Source organism: Vagococcus allomyrinae, assembly GCF_017829975.1.
GTDB classification, from domain to species: Bacteria; Bacillota; Bacilli; order Lactobacillales; family Vagococcaceae; genus Vagococcus_D; species Vagococcus_D allomyrinae.
Genome location: NZ_JAEEGA010000003.1, coordinates 123466 through 138870 on the forward strand (window position 1 = coordinate 123466; position 15405 = coordinate 138870).

The window sequence follows — 15405 nt, forward strand, 5'->3', positions numbered from 1 at the left end:
CTTATCTTAAATGGTCTGGCCGAATTTTTCGATCCTGATGGTAATAAGCTTTATCCCGCTCACTGATCGGACGATTGACGCGGCACGGGCTGCCAAAAGCGACCACATTAGCTGGTATATCTTTGGTAACCACACTACCAGCGCCAATCACGGTATTTTCGCCAATCGTAACCCCTGGCATAATCACAACATTAGACCCAATCCAAACTCCGTCTTCAATCACGACAGGTAATGAAAACTGACCACCACCTTGGCGATACTCAGGGTGAACGGGATGGCCGGTTGTTGTAATTGTCACATTTGGCGCAATCATGACATTATTCCCAATTCTCACTTGTCCGTCATCCACAAGAACTAAATTAAAATTGGCGTAAAAATGATCGCCGATCAAGGTGTTAACACCATAGGCCATATGAACAGGTGATTCAATCCAAATAGCGGTTCCGACACTCCCCAGTATTTCTTTTAATAGCTGACTCTTGCGCTCTGTGTTACTGGGACGGGTTTGATTATAATCAAATATCAGCTCTTTACAATTCGTTCGTTGTTCTTCAATCAGTTTTTCATAGGCCTGATCCTCTTGAGACTGATTGCCACTTTCCCAATATAATTCTCCAGTCTTCATCTTCTCTTCTAATGACATGTTACACCCTCCTGTTTATTGTTCGTATTCTTACTCATGCAACTGACACCTTCTCTAAAAAACATCACCCAATAAATGATAATGACTGTTCCTTCTATGGCACTAGATGTCTGCTTAATCAAGACGATGTCTATATCTTTAAGTTTAGCATTTTTTTAATAAAAAAGTAGCAATATAATAGATTTCTCTATCATATCACTACCCTTTTTCTAGTTAACTTTCTCTATCACACGAACATCACCACTGACCGAGTGAATCGAAACGAGAGGGCCACTTGCCCCCGCTAAATTAGTCAGTTCATTTCGGATGTCTCCCCCCTGACTTGAAACGCTAAATTGAGCCGGGTGACCAGTATCATGTATCCATTTAATAAAGCCACTTTCACTGACTACTTCCCCAGGCATCCCTTCCGTATCAATGACAATGGTAACGCCACTATCATTTTTAGTTGACAGCTTTCCTTGATTACTTTCTGAGACAATCTTTCCTCGTGCACTTGCTAAGTTTAGCTCTCCAGTTGTGCGGGCAACAACATTTTGACCACTTTCGGAAAAGGTCGTAAGTTTCGCAACTTGGGAATCTTCCATAGTAATTTTGCCATCTACTGTCCGAACATCACTTTCACTCGAAATAAACTCCTTAATAATGGTATGGCCATGATCGCCAGTAATCGCTAAATCGCCAGCTAAATCAGTCAAAATCGTTTTACCTTCCCTATTCTTTAGCCGACCGTTGAGTTGAGAGCCTTCAATCACAACGTCCCCTTTTTGACTCGTAAGCCGAACATCATCAGCCTGAATCCCTTTACTAAAAACATCTCCTTCGACTAGATCTAAGCTTAAGGTTTTAACCGCCATATGTAAAAGGCGCAAATCCCCTTTCAACAAATCTAAATTAAATTCATTTAATTTCGTCCCTTTAGGAATCAACAAGATAATTTCAGATTCTTTGGTACGCGTGAATAAATTAAACAAACTTTTCTTATCAACACGCAAGTTCATTTGTTTTTGTCCATTATTTTTAGCAATCGCTTGAATGTCCTGTTTTTTAAAATTCCCGTCAAACAGAACTCTAAAAGCTTCATTAGGCCCAACTTCTGATGTTGTTATTTCAATGACCGCATCTGAATCCAATGAAAAACTCAGATTTTCAGTTCCATCGGCTGTAATTTCTTGAAAATGAGAAATCCCTTGATAAAAAAGATGATGGTTAACCAGACCTTCGATCAAGAAAACCGCACCTAACAAACCACATAATGACATGACAAAAAAGCGTCGTCTTTGCGTTAATTTTCTCCTTAATTGGTTGACGTTTACTAAAATGACCAAACTAAACAAACACATGATCAAGGGAATTCGCGCTAAGTTCCCCTCAAAATACAGTTCCTGACCGATATACGTCACCAAAAAAACATCTAACGCCAGCAAAATCATTATTAGCGCCTTTTTCGAAATAAGAATCCCTTTTTGAACAGAACGGGTAAGACGTTTCCGGCGCGCCTCTTTAAAGACTTCCGCCACGTCGTCTTCTGGCACAAGATCTCCCACTGCAGATTGGGCCGTCTCAAATCGTCGATCCGCAAAAAAATCACTGGCAATTTCCGCTGGACTAGACAATTTTCTGACTGCCTCTTCTTCAGTTTCGCCTTCTGCCATTGAATTTTGGATTTCTTCTAATAAATCTTCCTCCAATTCCAGATACACGTCCATATTACTTTCTGAAAAATAAGACTTAAGTTCAGCTAAATAAGCATCAATTGTATTCATCTTAATTCTCCCCTCTCAATCGGTTAACGCTTGAAACAAACTCATCCCATTCAGCGATCAAATCAGACAAATAGGTTTTTCCTTCTTCTGTGATTTGGTAATACTTTCGAGAAGGACCTTCTGCTGATTGTTTGGTATATGTCAAGCAATAGCCGTCTTTGACCAACCGTCTCAAAACAGGGTACAGAGCACCTTCGGTAATTTGGATATACTCATTGACACTTTCACGAAGTTCGTAACCATAACGGTCTTCTGTTTGAACTAGGTAAAGAACACACATTTCTAGTGCTCCTTTTTTAAATTGTCCCGATGCTCTCATCTGTCAATCCTCTCATCCTTACTTTCACTTGTACAGCCACAGCCCTAGAAGAAACTAAACTGTTGCCCTCATTGATACTATACTGATAATCACGGCGCTTGTCAATCAACCAGTAGGCGCTTTTTCCTAGGAAAAAGCGCCTACTTAATAAAACCGATAATGCCCTAAAAATAGTCGTGCAAAGCGAGGTCGCTTTCAGGCAATACCTCGCTTAATTCATGAGCCGCTCTTTTTGAATCAGCTGTCATGTTTCCTAAAAAGAGTTGTGTTTCTAAGGTCGTACGACCTAAAAGCACTTGAGTCCACGATTGGATACTCCCGCTAAAATCAGCCTCAGGTAGCAAGCTGTCAGACACTAACCGAAGACTTCCCTTTCCAGCCTCAACGGTCAGTTTCCAAGTCCCTTGATTCCACGGCGTGACCTGATCTTCGACAGCCAGTAAAAAGGAGCGCTCTCCCTTGACGTTAAAACTGTACTGGTCAATAAAACCTTCTAAAGAGATGATCTTCACCATCATCCCCTCATTAATAACCTGTGCCACAGGCCGTGATTCTGTGAATAATAATTTAACTTGTTCTGACAACTTACTGCTAAAACGAAAAGTCTCAAATGTGCCACTGTGTGACGCAACGAAGCTAGCCATTTTGCGAATAGCAAAGCCATTAAGATAGCTGATTTCATGAATGACCATTTCGCCTGGCGCCATTTCATAGGCCATGTAGCCAACTGGTTTTGCAGCTTCATCAAAACAGATGGCATATTTCGTCTTAGGGGCATGGTCAAACCCATTCTGCCACCACCAGTCTTCCCGAATAACGCTTCCGGTATCTTTCGCTAAAGTATCGGCATATAATTTTTTGATAACCTTCTGCCATTTTTCTTGACTTTTATCCACTCGTTTCATGGAACCAGTCGTTTCATTTGCCAATTGAGTGATCTCTTGACGATTGACCTTCGTTTCTATTTTACTAAAAATGGCTTCATACCCAAATTTCCGATAAAAAGGTTGATAAAACGGCGCTAAATAGGAAAGAACTGTGCCGTTTTCTTTTAACTCTTCAAAAATGGCGGTGAATAACTGACGAATGCCACCTGTTCCCCGATATTCAGGATAGGTTGCCACATTCCCAATGCCAGCCATCTTCATCGCTTGTCCAAAAACATTGACGTGAAATGGGAACACCAATATTTGGCTGGTAAGTTGCCCATCTTCAACGATTCCCCAATTATCAGTATGCTGCCAGACCTTTAAGAAACTTTCCTGAAATTCAGCAATATCACTAAAATTAAAGGCATACTCACTTAATGCAAGAATATCCTGTAATTCCGTTTCTGATGTCAATTTTTTTAACACATTGCCACCTCTTTCTTTAGTCATTACCTATTACATAATTATAATAACACAGTTTCAAGGTTTATAGACAGACTCTTCGGCTTAAGCGGTCTCCCTTAGCAACGCTAATTGATAATCTGAATAAGATATTCTCATTTGCAAAGGCGTCATGTGAATCTTCAACTTGTGAAAAAATAAATTAATTGTGAAGTAAATTGTAAAACAGGTTAACCGCAACCGCCACAAAGCAAAACTTTGTGAATTAAATGATTATCATCCACTCTTTTCAAATTCACAAGCAAGAAACTATTTTCACATAAGCGGATATGTTAAATTAAAGATGTAACAAAATACTAGTAAGTCTTATTAGGAGGACATTATTTTATGAAAGTCATCGTTGTTGGCTGTACTCATGCAGGTACATCCGCCGTTAAAAATATATTGAAAGAGGCTCCTGAAGCTCAGGTTACCATCTATGAACGAAATGACAATGTTTCCTTTTTGTCCTGTGGTATCGCCCTTTATGTCGGCGGTGTTGTGAAAGATTCAGCAAGTCTTTTTTATTCAAATCCCGAAGAATTAACTAACCTAGGTGCAAATGTTAACATGGAACACGATGTCTTAGACATTGACGTAACGACTAAAACGGTAACGGTGCGCAACTTAGTAACTGGCGAGGAATTAACCGATACTTATGATAAATTAGTGATGACAACTGGCTCTTGGCCGCTAACACCACCTATTCCTGGGATTGATCAGGAAAATATCTTATTGTGTAAAAACTTTAATCAAGCAAAAGAAATCATTGCACAAGCAGACTCCGCCAAAAAAATCACTGTCGTCGGCGCTGGTTACATCGGCATTGAATTAGTCGAAGCGTTTGCGATGAAAGGCAAAGAAGTCACGTTAATCGATGGCCTGGACCGAATTTTAAATAAATATTTAGACAAAGAGTTTACCGATGTGATTGAAGCTCAATTGGAGACCGAAGGCATCACTTTGGCCCTTAACCAACAAGTTTCATCATTTTTAGGGGCAGACGGTAAAGTTACTGGGGTGGAAACGGCCGCCGCTGTTTACGAAGCGGATTTAGTGATCTTATGTATCGGTTTCCGCCCAATGACTGATTTATTAGCTGGCAAAGTGGATCGGATCGACTCTGGTGCGATTATTGTCGATGAGTACATGCGGACCAGCAACCCTGATATTTTTGCTGCTGGTGATAGTGCAGTGGTTCACTACAATCCAACTGGTGACTACAGTTACATTCCTTTGGCCACTAATGCGGTACGCCAAGGAATGTTAGTCGGTAAAAATATCATCGAACCAAAACTTGCCTACCGTGGCACTCAAGGAACCTCAGGTTTACATTTATTCGGACTGAACATCGGTTCAACCGGCTTAACCGAAGCAAGTGCCAAACACCTAGGAATGAACGTCGGCGCGACGTATTTTGAAGATAACTATCGTCCAGAATTTATGCCAACAACTGAGAATGTCCAAATGAAATTAGTCTACGATGCTGACACACATCGGATTTTGGGCGGGCAACTCATGTCACAATATGATATCACTCAATCAGCCAACACCCTTTCCTTAGCGATTCAAAACAAGATGACGATTGAAGATTTAGCGATTACCGACTTCTTCTTCCAGCCTCATTTTGATCGTCCGTGGAACTACTTAAATTTACTGGCTCAACAAGCCATGGAAGACGCGTCAAACTAAGAATAACAGGCATTGCTAGTCGGCAATGCCTGTTTCTCTGTCTTATGGCAACTGATCGTAAAAATCTCTTAGTTCTTTTTTCCGCGTTGGCGGAATTTCCTGCTTAGGAATGTCTCTAATCGCACCTTCCAAACCGTATAATAGGTGCAAGCAGGCACCTTCGTCGATTAACTCTCTGACTTGCAAAAAGGCCCCTTCCGCCCCGATGGCTCGCAGTGCTTCTGGTGTTGCGATGCCGACTTCTCTTAGCTTCTCCTCATTGACTTTTCCTAAATTACGCATCTCAGATAGCATCATCTTTTCACCTTCTTTCATTCCCTAAAGTAATTTTGCCAGGCCGGCAGTTCTTTCATCAGCGATCTGACCGCGATGGCTGCTCTCCCTTGACTAATCCCTTGAGTGCGAATCAACAGCCTTTCCAAATCAGCCTTTTTCTCTTCAAAGGATCTCATTGATCCGTCTTCATTCACACAATACCGACAATAAGCCTTACGAGTATCACCTAAAGCAAAATCTTGGGGCTCTTTCATGGGCATACCACATGCCACACATTTTTTCATTGGACACCTCACTTTGTAATTAGTAACAAATACTGACTGATCAACGCTTTGTGGTCATCGGCTTCCTCGGAGCTAAACCAATCTTGATGTTGAATGTGGTACTGCATAATGCCTAACCAGGTATTAACTAAAAATGATAAGGGCAATTCCTTTAACGGCCTTTCTTCGTTTAAGCTTTGTAACAAGTCATCCATGTCAACCCCAATAGCCCCTTGAAACCCCATAATTTTAGCCTGACAATCAGCAGATAATAAGGCGCTCTCCGAGCTAAGCCGTCGATAAAAGGCCTGATCTTCTTGAACTAGCTCCAACCATCTGGATAAATATCCCGGTAAATCCGTCCCTGCCCGAACACATTGATCCAACGAGTCGCCAACATCAGCAAAATAATGCCTTAAAACCTCTTGGCAGAGTAACTCAGCCGTAGGAAAATGTGCAAAAATAGAACCGTGGGAGACATTTGCGGCTAAAGCAATTTCCTTAGTGGCTACTTGAAAGCCCTTCTCACTGTAACAGTGTTTCGCCGCTGCGATGATTTTCTGACGGGTTGCTTCTTTCTGCTTGATTCGTTTGTTCATAGCCGCTCCTTTTTCATTGAGTATACACTCAATATAAATCAAAATTAAGTCGATGTCAATGCTTACTATTTCGTGATATAATGACAAAATAATCATTTCAAGGCAGATTACTACGATTTTAGGAGGGATTTCATGAACACAGACAGAATGACTCACTATTGGGCAGCTGTCATCTCACAAGACAGAGAGACGCTTAAAAAATTTTTTCAACCAGATGCCACGATTAACTGGCACACCTCCAATGAGCAATTTACCTTAGGGGAATTTTTAACGGCCAACTGTGATTATCCTGGTAACTGGACAGGAAAGGTCACTCGCATTCTCGATTCAAGCGAACAAGTAATCACCATCACGGAGATAGCCTCGCCCGATAGCCCGGAAAGATACGTTGTCACCTCGATTTTTTCATTTAAAGCAGACCTGATTAGCACCTTAGATGAATACTGGGCAGAAATCACCCCAGCGCCAGAATGGCGCCAAGCACTGCAACTAGGAAAACCAATCAAATAAATAGCCCACCCATGATGTTGAACATCATGGGTGAGCTATTACTTACGATGGAGTGTCCTTTAACCCTTCTTCAATCTTCAAACGCTGAACTTTCATCGTTGCCGTTCGGGGTATCTCTTCAAATGCCCAAACTAAGGGCTCATTTAATAATGGAAAATCAGCAATCGCTTGCCACCATCTTTCCCAGTCCATGTCACTGCCAGCGTCAACCGAAATAATCGGTTGCGCCACATCGTTTTTACCACGCACAATGACGACTTCATTAAGAAATTCAAGTTGATCCAATAGGAGATCCTCGATTAGTAAGGTGCTATCTACATCACTGATTAGGTCGACTTGGCGATCTAACAAATACAAATCACCGGCGTCATCCTGATAACCAAAATCACCACTATCCCACCATAAACCATAGGTGTTTTCAGTAAAGCGTTGATCTTCTTGGTAATACGTCAACGCCCGTCCCTTAGATAACATCTGAATATTTCCGGAAGTATTGGCAGGCACTTCTGCACCAAGGGGATCGACGATCCGCACTTCCGTTAACTCTGGCATCCCTACGCCCATATTGCGAGCATTTAACTCAACGATGCTTGCTTTCGTATGGAATCTCATAATCATTGGCCCACACTCACTTTGACCATAGACTTGCATAAAGACAGGCTTTTCGGCTCCTGAAGCCTCTAAAAAGATCTTCATGGTTCCTTTGTTAATCGCATCAAACGTTGAATGGAAATAGTTAAATGACGCAAATAATGCCGGTTGTTCTTTTGCCAAACGGCTCCACTGGACAAAATTATTGGGATGAGTTTCCAAAGCATAGGGTTTAAATTGGCTTAAGGTTTGGGCCACGGCTTCTACTTGGCCATTGCCAATCCACAATAAAGGAAAGCCTTTAGACATCAATGAGGAAATCCCGATATTAAAACGCGAATGGACGGGCGAAATATGAAACGCCACCAACTTTTTCTCAGGCATTAAATCAAAGACATTTCGTTGCCATTTAGTGCGCCATCCCATTGACTGAGCCGAGTGAGCAATCAATTTAGGAACGCCTGTGGTGCCGGAGGTATGGGTCATATAGGAGATCTCAGCCAAAGGTAAAAAGGATTGTGTTACCTCAGCAGCTGGCAGTTCTCGCAACTGTTCCAGCTCAATTAAGTGAGAAGCCTGAATACTTGTAATGGCTGGTGCTCTACCAGCTGTGACCTCATCATAAATCAACCAGGGATTTTCCAAACGTTGGCACATGATGGTCATCGTCGGCACGGGAAGATGATAAGAAATCATGATTGGCACAGCCCCTAAATAACTTACGGCAACAGCTAACATATACGTGTCAAACATCGGTGACTTATAGATCACAACCTTATCACCTGTTTGGATTCCCAGACTACTTAAACGACTAGCTTGAGCTACAATACTCTTTTCAGCCGCTTGATAAGTTGTTTTCAACCCAAGTTCTGGAAAGCCAATTAACTCTTGATCGAAATGAATGGCAACTGTCGGATATTTTTTGGCAGCTTGTGAAAAATTGTTATAGAGATTTAATTCTTCATAGGGATTGTTCGGAAACTCCATTATACATAACTCCTTCTTCTGTTAAAAAGATTTTAGAATGTGATTCATCGATATTATATCAGAATAATCGACAAAGTAGTTAATTATTTCACAATTTTTCAACAAAATTTATGCTGTAAACTAAATGCCTCACAGCTACACCTGAATAATCTTTGTCATATTCGTGGACGATCTCCATTTGGTTATACTCTGCCACTCGCCGAGACGCCAGATTAGTGTCTCTAATAATCGACGCAATCTTAGGCGCTTTAAGTGTGTCACGGGCATAAGCCACACATAAACCACTGGCCTCTCTGGCATAACCTTGGCCCCAGAAGTTTTTATTAATAAGGTAACCAACCTCCAATAATGCTTCTCCTTCAACCTCTGAAAAAACGATGCCGCATTGACCAACAAATTGACTGGTACCCTTATCAATCGCAGCCCACAGACCAAAACCATGTGTTCGATAACTTGCCATGTTCCATTGAAGCCATGATAACACCTGGCTGTCAGTAAAACTCGCTTCATACGCATACATCGTCTCCGCGTCTTTCAGAATCCTTTCAAGGTTGGAAATATCTTCATTTGTCATTTCTCTCAAATAGAGACGGTCGTTTTCAATTTTAATCACTCTATCACCCCTTCCTTGCCGCTTTAATAATGATTGAGTCGCGAGGGCCGTTTGATCAACGAGCACCCTTCTTTCTCCCCTTTCACAATCATGTTATGATAGTGCCAGACTGGAAAGATTCGTCCAGAGTACCACAACAAGTGAAGGAGAGCTTATGATAACGACTATTTTTTTTGATTTTGATGGCGTCATTACGATTGATCCAAAGGGATCCCTTAGTTTCGCCAACTACATTGTCCAAAAAACCGGACTGGACCACGCGTTTTTCTTGGAAAAATACCGGGAATTTGGCGAAGATCTATTGACTGGCAAAAAGAATCATCAGGATATTTGGCCTGAATTATCTGCTAATTTAGGCATGAAGATTGACGAGGCGTTCATCGAAGAAGCCTTTGAAGCAACGCCCATCAACCAAGAGGTCGTCACGCTGATCAAAGAGTTAAAAGAACAGGGCTATCAAATTGGTCTGATTACCGACAACAAAAACGATCGAATGAACAGCCTGATCGAGTTTCATCAATGGGCAGACCTCTTTGATGTACTTGCTATCTCAGCCCAAGTTGGCAGTCGCAAAAACACTGAGGAGATTTACCATTACGCTTTAGCAGCAGGCAAGGTAGCGCCAGCTGATGCGCTATTTATTGATAACACCCTTAAAAATCTGGAGATACCCAAAAAGATAGGCTTTCAAACGATATACTTTGACGACAGTCAAAAAGATGTGGCAGCTCTGACAAAAGAACTAAGTCAACTGATCGCAAACAGCTAAATAAACTACCGACCAGTTGAATACCCACTGGTCGGTAGTGTTGTTAATGCTTGAGGTTTCTAATGTTCTGCGCCACCGATAGCTTTAATATCTTCACTATCTTTCAATAAGACGATTTGCTCCAGAGCTGCTTCCAGGCCTTTTGCAATATCGGGAATACTCATAGATGGCATTGTCGGCTTATCTACCACTTGCTGATGGATAAAGGGAACATGAATAAACCCACCCTTCATCTGAGGAAATTCTGTTGCGATCAAGTATTGAACTTGATACATAATGTGGTTACAAACAAAGGTCCCGGCAGTATTTGAAACGCTGGCAGGTAAGCCCACAGCTTTAATGCCATCGACCATCGCTTTGATTGGTAACTGGGTGAAATACGCATTTTCCCCTGTCGCTTGGATCGGCTCGTCTATCGGTTGTTGTCCCTCATTATCAGGAATGCGAGCATCGTCCATATTAATCCCGATTCGTTCAGGGGTAATCCCAAAACGACCGCCTGCCTGGCCAATATTTAAAACAACGTCAGGTTGATGTTCACGAACCGCGGCTGCCACCACATCAGCCGACTTATTAAAGACCGTCGGGATTTCTAATTTTATGATTTCCCCACCTTGAATGGTATCAGGCAATAATTTGACTGCCTCCCAAGCTGGATTAATCGTTTCCCCACCAAATGGGTCAAAACCGGTAACTAAAAGTTTCATCTTAAGGCACCTCTTTCTTTTTGTCTGCAACTTATTAGCAACCTGCTAAATTAGGATGAGACTTATCCTTTTATCAGTTATAATATACCATCTTTTGCCCAGCTTCACTAGGGCTAACCTCTCAAAAAACACAGTCAAAAAAAAATCATGCTTCAGGCTCATTTTTTCTCCTGCCATTCGTGTTATATTGGCTGTAGTACAAACGAAATGGAGGTCGAGGGAACGATGATCAAATTGGTCTTATTAGGACTTAATCTGCTGCTGACGATCGGCGCCTTGGCTGGCGGGACACTAGCACTCTCAGCCACTGGGCAAGCCGCTGCCGGAATTGACAAAAGCATGTTAGTTAATTCCCCTTTTACCAGCTTTCTAATTCCAGGGCTTTTTTTACTAATCGTCATTGGTTTGGGGAACCTGTTAACAGCCTGGAGCCATCTAAAAAAACAAGCCAATGCCCCCTATTATCAGTGTTTAATGGGGATCATCCAGTGTTTTTGGATCATCACCCAATGTCTGATGCTATGGACAATCAACCCGCTACACGTGATTTTCTTTAGCATCGGACTTGTCCAACTGATCGGTGGCAGCTTGCTTGTTAAGCGCGAAAAGCTACGCTTCCCTTTTTCCGCTCAACAAAATTAACAAAAGAGCAATCCGACTAGGATTGCTCTTTTGCTTATTCAAAAACAAATTGATTATGATAGAGTTCCGCATAAAAACCAGCTTGATGCAGCAGTTCTTCATGAGTTCCTTCTTCAATAATTTTCCCTTGATGCAAGACGACGATATAGTCAGCATTCAAGATGGTTTTCAAGCGATGGGCAATCACAAAGCTCGTACGACCAGCGATGATATTCTCCATGGCCTTTTGAATGCGACTTTCTGTCACCGTGTCCACATTACTAGTTGCCTCATCGAGAATCAGCAAATCAGGATTCGTGATGATCGTCCGCGCAATACTGATTAACTGCTTCTGTCCGACACTAAAAATATTATTCTCATCGCTGACTTCCGTCTCATAACCTTGTTCTAAACTCATGATAAATTCGTGAATATTCGCTTGCTTAGTGGCATTCACCACTTCTTCCTCAGTGGCATCTGGTTTACCAAAGACAATGTTGTCGCGAATAGTCCCGGTAAAGAGCACCGAATCTTGCAAGACAATGCCGATTTGCGAACGAAGACTTGGTAGTGAAATATCGCGAATATCTTTGCCATCTAAGAGGATTTCGCCACTGTCAACATTATAAAATCGATTTAACAAGTTCATAATGGTGGTTTTCCCTGAACCCGTCGGTCCCACTAAGGCCACCATTTGACCTTTTTTAGCTCCCATGCTGACATTTTCCAAAACTGGTTTATCCGATTGGTAAGCAAAATTCACCTGATTTAAGCGGATAGAATCATGCAACCCATCAATCTCTGAAACGTCTGGACGCTCCACTTCATCTTCTTCGTCAAAGATTTCATTCAAACGACGAGCCCCTGTAAAGGCCAACTGCAACATGCTAAATTGTGAAGAAATTTGCGTCAGTGGCATGTAAAACTGCTGAGAATATTGAACGAACATCACAATCAATCCCAAGCCAGCCGCACGTTCAATACTGCCATCTAAGACCAACCAACTGCCAAAGAAAATCACGATGGCTGTATTAAACAATGACAAGCCCTGCATCGTTGGAAACAACAAGCCAGAATAAACTTGCCCTTTAAAGGTTGCTTCTTTAACTTTTTTGTTAAACCCTTTAAACCCTTCAATCGTCTCCTCTTCTAAACCATTGGTGATAATGACCTTTTGTCCAGAAATTTTTTCGTCAATATAAGCATTCAATTCGCCGACACTGTCCTGCTGAATATTGACATATTTACGAGCTTTGCCTATGATAATCGCCGCAAATGCCACAGCAACAGGAGCCATCGCCAAAGTTGCCAAAGACAATTGCACATTTTGACGGAACATCATGATCAAAACCCCAATCATCATCGAAATATTCGTCAACACTTGAATCAGCGCCTGATTCATCGTGTTGGAAATATTGTCTAAATCACTGGTAAAGCGACTTAGTATCTCGCCATCTTGATGAGCGTCGAAAAAGCGAATGGACATCTTTTCAATTTTCTTAAACAAATCAATTCGCATCGTATTGGTTGACTTCCCAGTCACGCCGGCCATCAGCAAATTTTGGATAAACATGGCAATCCAGTTCATGGCATAAATCATCACCAAGAGAATAATGATCTCGGTAAAAGGTGTTTTATCCGCAGCGGCCTCGCCGCCATAGATAAAGGTACCTGCATAAGTCGCAAGCTCTGTTAAGGCGTTGCCGATATATTCTGGCGCCTTCACTTGTAAATAGGTAGAGATGATAATCGCCACCATGATCACAAGCAGTTGAACTTTATAAGCCTTTAAGTAGTGCCAGAAAAAATGAGTCAATCGATTTTTTTTCGCCATCTACAACACCTCTTTTCCTTTTTGAGTCTCGTAAATCTCTCGATAGACCTCACTAGATGCCACTAACTCTTGATGAGTCCCCGTAGCAACCAGTTCCCCTTCGTCTAGCACCAAGATCTTATCAGCTTGGACAACTGAAGAGATCTTTTGGGCAATAATAAAGGTGGTTGTTCCTTTTAACTCTTTGTTTAAGGCTTCTTTGACTAGCTTTTCCGATTTGGCATCTAACGCACTGGTACTATCGTCTAAGATTAAAATTTTGGGATAGCCAATTACGCCTCGGGAAATCGACAATCGTTGTTTTTGACCACCTGAGAAGTTCGCGCCACGTTCTTCCACTAGGCTGCCATAGCGATCGACTTGGCGATCGATAAATTCTTTCGCTTGGGCGATGCTGGAGGCTGCTTCCATCTCTTGTTCCGATGCATCCCGTTTACCGTGTCGTATATTATCCGCAATTGTGCCGGAAAACAACATGGCTTTCTGTAAAACCAAGGCCACTGATTCTCGCAAATTCTCCTTATTAGCCGCTTTTAAATCAATTTGATCAATTTCAATTGACCCTTCAGTCGGATCATACAGCCGCGCAATCAACTGAGCCAAGGTTGATTTACCAGCGCCAGTTGCGCCAACAATCCCAATTGACTGGCCATGAGTCACATCAAAGCTTATGTGTTTCAGCGAAGGTCGGTCATCGCCTTCATACTGAAAGGTGACATTTTTAAAGGAGACATCGCCTTTCGTAATCATGTTAGTCGCCTCAGGATTAAAGGTAATATCAGGTTCCGTGTCCAGTATTTCTTTAATACGGGCCAAAGATACCATGGCCCGAGAAGCCATCATGGTCATCATGCCCCCGATGATAATCGACATCATGATTTGCATTAAATAGTTCATAAAGGAAGCGACTGCGCCAATCACATTAAGATCTTTCGTCGCTAAATCTGCCGAAAAATAAATTGCCACGACAATGGCCAAACTAGAAATAACCGTAAAGGTAGGGATCATAACCGCAAATAAATTGCCGACAGAAATAGTGTGCTTGGTTAATTTTTCGCTCACCTTGCTAAAACGTTTGGTTTCATTTGCTTCTTGGACAAACGATTTCACGACTCTCATGCCTGCCAAATTCTCTTTGGCAATTCCGTTGACCCGATCTAAATAGGTTTGGATCATGCCAAAATGTTTGCCCATCATGCCAAACACTGCCATCACAGTAACGAAGACCAAGACAACTAGCACGATGATCACCCACCACAGTTGAGGCAACGTCATCATCGCTAAAATAAAACTGCCGACAAATAAAATCGGAATTCTCAATAGGGTTTGGAGGGTCAGCATCACCAAGGTTTGAATTTGCGTGATGTCATTGGTCAGGCGAACCACAATGTTCCCTGTGGAAAACTTTTCAATATTACTAAAAGAAAAAGTTTGGATCTTCTTGAAGCCCTCTTCGCGAACATCGGCTGAGACTTCCTGAGCGACTTTTGCAGCTAAAATGGTATTAATAACACCGGCAATCAAGCCAACCCCCGCCACAACTAGCAAAGTTATCCCAACTTTAACGATTTTGTCCTTGTCATCAGCCATCACAGCATTTAGGACTTGTTGAAGCAATTTCGGTTGCCATAATTGGGTTGCCACAATGATGATGGTCATCAAGATGGATCCAACGACAGCTCCCAGATGATTTTTCATTTTGTTTATCAGTAAGGCCATATCCTACCCTCTTTCTTTTTTAGTCAGAGCTCCATAATACCTAATAACAATCACAATATCAAGTATTAAACTCACATTAAACTAACGGTTGAGTTTTCAGTATAAACCATCCTCTTAGTGGAGAGT

General features: G+C 41.9%; 16 protein-coding genes. 4 read left to right on the top strand and 12 right to left on the bottom strand.

Features of this window, described 5'->3' with window-relative positions; genetic code table 11:
• Position 1: 1 nt before the first annotated feature.
• The 4 genes from I6N95_RS27365 to I6N95_RS06060 all read right to left on the bottom strand — a co-directional run bounded on the left by I6N95_RS27365 (position 2) and on the right by I6N95_RS06060 (position 4083).
• The gene (locus I6N95_RS27365) at positions 2–643 is read right to left on the bottom strand and encodes a sugar O-acetyltransferase (protein WP_209525658.1); all 642 of its coding nucleotides are present in this window, start codon (positions 641–643) and stop codon (positions 2–4) included.
• Positions 644–852: 209 nt separating this feature from the next.
• Positions 853–2409 (bottom strand): DUF4097 family beta strand repeat-containing protein, encoded by a 1557-nt coding sequence (locus I6N95_RS06050; protein ID WP_209525660.1) that lies wholly within the window; start codon positions 2407–2409, stop codon positions 853–855.
• A gap of 1 nt (position 2410) precedes the next feature.
• Positions 2411–2728: a PadR family transcriptional regulator gene (locus tag I6N95_RS06055; protein ID WP_209525663.1), complete on the bottom strand. Its 318-nt coding sequence runs from the start codon at positions 2726–2728 to the stop codon at positions 2411–2413.
• Positions 2729–2892: 164 nt separating this feature from the next.
• Positions 2893–4083 carry a GNAT family N-acetyltransferase gene (locus tag I6N95_RS06060; RefSeq protein WP_209525664.1) on the bottom strand — a complete coding sequence of 397 codons (1191 nt, stop codon included), beginning with the start codon at positions 4081–4083 and terminating at the stop codon, positions 2893–2895.
• Between the two features lie 363 nt (positions 4084–4446).
• Here I6N95_RS06060 and I6N95_RS06065 point away from each other — a divergent pair, with 363 nt between their 5' ends.
• Positions 4447–5790, top strand: a complete 1344-nt coding sequence (locus tag I6N95_RS06065) for an FAD-dependent oxidoreductase (protein WP_209525666.1) — start codon at positions 4447–4449, stop codon at positions 5788–5790.
• A 42-nt stretch (positions 5791–5832) separates the two neighbouring features.
• On the opposite strand, the gene I6N95_RS06070 is transcribed toward I6N95_RS06065, so the two are convergent.
• Genes I6N95_RS06070 through I6N95_RS06080 form a run of 3 tightly spaced genes read right to left on the bottom strand, consistent with a single transcriptional unit; the run spans position 5833 to position 6928 of the window.
• Positions 5833–6087 carry a TfoX/Sxy family protein gene (locus I6N95_RS06070; protein WP_209525668.1) on the bottom strand — a complete coding sequence of 85 codons (255 nt, stop codon included), beginning with the start codon at positions 6085–6087 and terminating at the stop codon, positions 5833–5835.
• A 14-nt stretch (positions 6088–6101) separates the two neighbouring features.
• Positions 6102–6350, bottom strand: a complete 249-nt coding sequence (locus I6N95_RS06075; RefSeq protein WP_209525670.1) for a zinc ribbon domain-containing protein — start codon at positions 6348–6350, stop codon at positions 6102–6104.
• 8 nt (positions 6351–6358) lie between these two features.
• On the bottom strand, positions 6359–6928 hold the full coding sequence (locus I6N95_RS06080; protein ID WP_209525672.1) for a TetR/AcrR family transcriptional regulator: 570 nt from the start codon (positions 6926–6928) through the stop codon (positions 6359–6361).
• A gap of 132 nt (positions 6929–7060) precedes the next feature.
• Between I6N95_RS06080 and I6N95_RS06085 the strand changes: the two genes are divergently transcribed.
• The gene (locus I6N95_RS06085) at positions 7061–7438 is read left to right on the top strand and encodes a nuclear transport factor 2 family protein (protein ID WP_209525674.1); all 378 of its coding nucleotides are present in this window, start codon (positions 7061–7063) and stop codon (positions 7436–7438) included.
• A 42-nt stretch (positions 7439–7480) separates the two neighbouring features.
• Here I6N95_RS06085 and I6N95_RS06090 read toward each other — a convergent pair whose 3' ends face one another.
• Together I6N95_RS06090 and I6N95_RS06095 are read right to left on the bottom strand one after the other, a co-directional pair.
• On the bottom strand, positions 7481–9016 hold the full coding sequence (locus tag I6N95_RS06090) for an AMP-binding protein (RefSeq protein WP_209525676.1): 1536 nt from the start codon (positions 9014–9016) through the stop codon (positions 7481–7483).
• Between the two features lie 88 nt (positions 9017–9104).
• On the bottom strand, positions 9105–9629 hold the full coding sequence (locus I6N95_RS06095) for a GNAT family N-acetyltransferase (RefSeq protein WP_347340533.1): 525 nt from the start codon (positions 9627–9629) through the stop codon (positions 9105–9107).
• Positions 9630–9783: 154 nt separating this feature from the next.
• Here I6N95_RS06095 and I6N95_RS06100 point away from each other — a divergent pair, with 154 nt between their 5' ends.
• Positions 9784–10398, top strand: coding sequence for an HAD family hydrolase (locus I6N95_RS06100; protein ID WP_209525678.1), 615 nt, complete (start codon positions 9784–9786; stop codon positions 10396–10398).
• Positions 10399–10457: 59 nt separating this feature from the next.
• Here I6N95_RS06100 and pcp read toward each other — a convergent pair whose 3' ends face one another.
• Positions 10458–11105, bottom strand: a complete 648-nt coding sequence (gene pcp / locus I6N95_RS06105; protein WP_209525680.1) for a pyroglutamyl-peptidase I — start codon at positions 11103–11105, stop codon at positions 10458–10460.
• 225 nt (positions 11106–11330) lie between these two features.
• Between pcp and I6N95_RS06110 the strand changes: the two genes are divergently transcribed.
• A complete protein-coding gene (locus tag I6N95_RS06110) occupies positions 11331–11747 on the top strand; it encodes a hypothetical protein (RefSeq protein ID WP_245249277.1) in 417 nt (138 codons plus the stop codon).
• A gap of 34 nt (positions 11748–11781) precedes the next feature.
• Here the strand turns inward: I6N95_RS06110 and I6N95_RS06115 are convergent, their stop codons facing one another.
• Together I6N95_RS06115 and I6N95_RS06120 are read right to left on the bottom strand one after the other, a co-directional pair.
• Positions 11782–13560 carry an ABC transporter ATP-binding protein gene (locus tag I6N95_RS06115; protein WP_209525682.1) on the bottom strand — a complete coding sequence of 593 codons (1779 nt, stop codon included), beginning with the start codon at positions 13558–13560 and terminating at the stop codon, positions 11782–11784.
• Positions 13561–15279, bottom strand: coding sequence for an ABC transporter ATP-binding protein (locus I6N95_RS06120; protein ID WP_209525684.1), 1719 nt, complete (start codon positions 15277–15279; stop codon positions 13561–13563).
• Positions 15280–15405 lie beyond the last annotated feature (126 nt).

What these genes read in the sequence shown, in the direction of transcription:
- I6N95_RS27365 (WP_209525658.1), bottom strand. Translation starts at nt 643, where the DNA reads ATGTCATTAGAAGAGAAGATGAAGACTGGAGAATTATATTGGGAAAGT.
- I6N95_RS06050 (WP_209525660.1), bottom strand. Translation starts at nt 2,409, where the DNA reads ATGAATACAATTGATGCTTATTTAGCTGAACTTAAGTCTTATTTTTCA.
- I6N95_RS06055 (WP_209525663.1), bottom strand. Translation starts at nt 2,728, where the DNA reads ATGAGAGCATCGGGACAATTTAAAAAAGGAGCACTAGAAATGTGTGTT.
- I6N95_RS06065 (WP_209525666.1), top strand. Translation starts at nt 4,447, where the DNA reads ATGAAAGTCATCGTTGTTGGCTGTACTCATGCAGGTACATCCGCCGTT.
- I6N95_RS06070 (WP_209525668.1), bottom strand. Translation starts at nt 6,087, where the DNA reads ATGATGCTATCTGAGATGCGTAATTTAGGAAAAGTCAATGAGGAGAAG.
- I6N95_RS06075 (WP_209525670.1), bottom strand. Translation starts at nt 6,350, where the DNA reads ATGAAAAAATGTGTGGCATGTGGTATGCCCATGAAAGAGCCCCAAGAT.
- I6N95_RS06080 (WP_209525672.1), bottom strand. Translation starts at nt 6,928, where the DNA reads ATGAACAAACGAATCAAGCAGAAAGAAGCAACCCGTCAGAAAATCATC.
- I6N95_RS06085 (WP_209525674.1), top strand. Translation starts at nt 7,061, where the DNA reads ATGAACACAGACAGAATGACTCACTATTGGGCAGCTGTCATCTCACAA.
- I6N95_RS06090 (WP_209525676.1), bottom strand. Translation starts at nt 9,016, where the DNA reads ATGGAGTTTCCGAACAATCCCTATGAAGAATTAAATCTCTATAACAAT.
- I6N95_RS06100 (WP_209525678.1), top strand. Translation starts at nt 9,784, where the DNA reads ATGATAACGACTATTTTTTTTGATTTTGATGGCGTCATTACGATTGAT.
- pcp (WP_209525680.1), bottom strand. Translation starts at nt 11,105, where the DNA reads ATGAAACTTTTAGTTACCGGTTTTGACCCATTTGGTGGGGAAACGATT.
- I6N95_RS06110 (WP_245249277.1), top strand. Translation starts at nt 11,331, where the DNA reads ATGATCAAATTGGTCTTATTAGGACTTAATCTGCTGCTGACGATCGGC.
- I6N95_RS06115 (WP_209525682.1), bottom strand. Translation starts at nt 13,560, where the DNA reads ATGGCGAAAAAAAATCGATTGACTCATTTTTTCTGGCACTACTTAAAG.
- I6N95_RS06120 (WP_209525684.1), bottom strand. Translation starts at nt 15,279, where the DNA reads ATGGCCTTACTGATAAACAAAATGAAAAATCATCTGGGAGCTGTCGTT.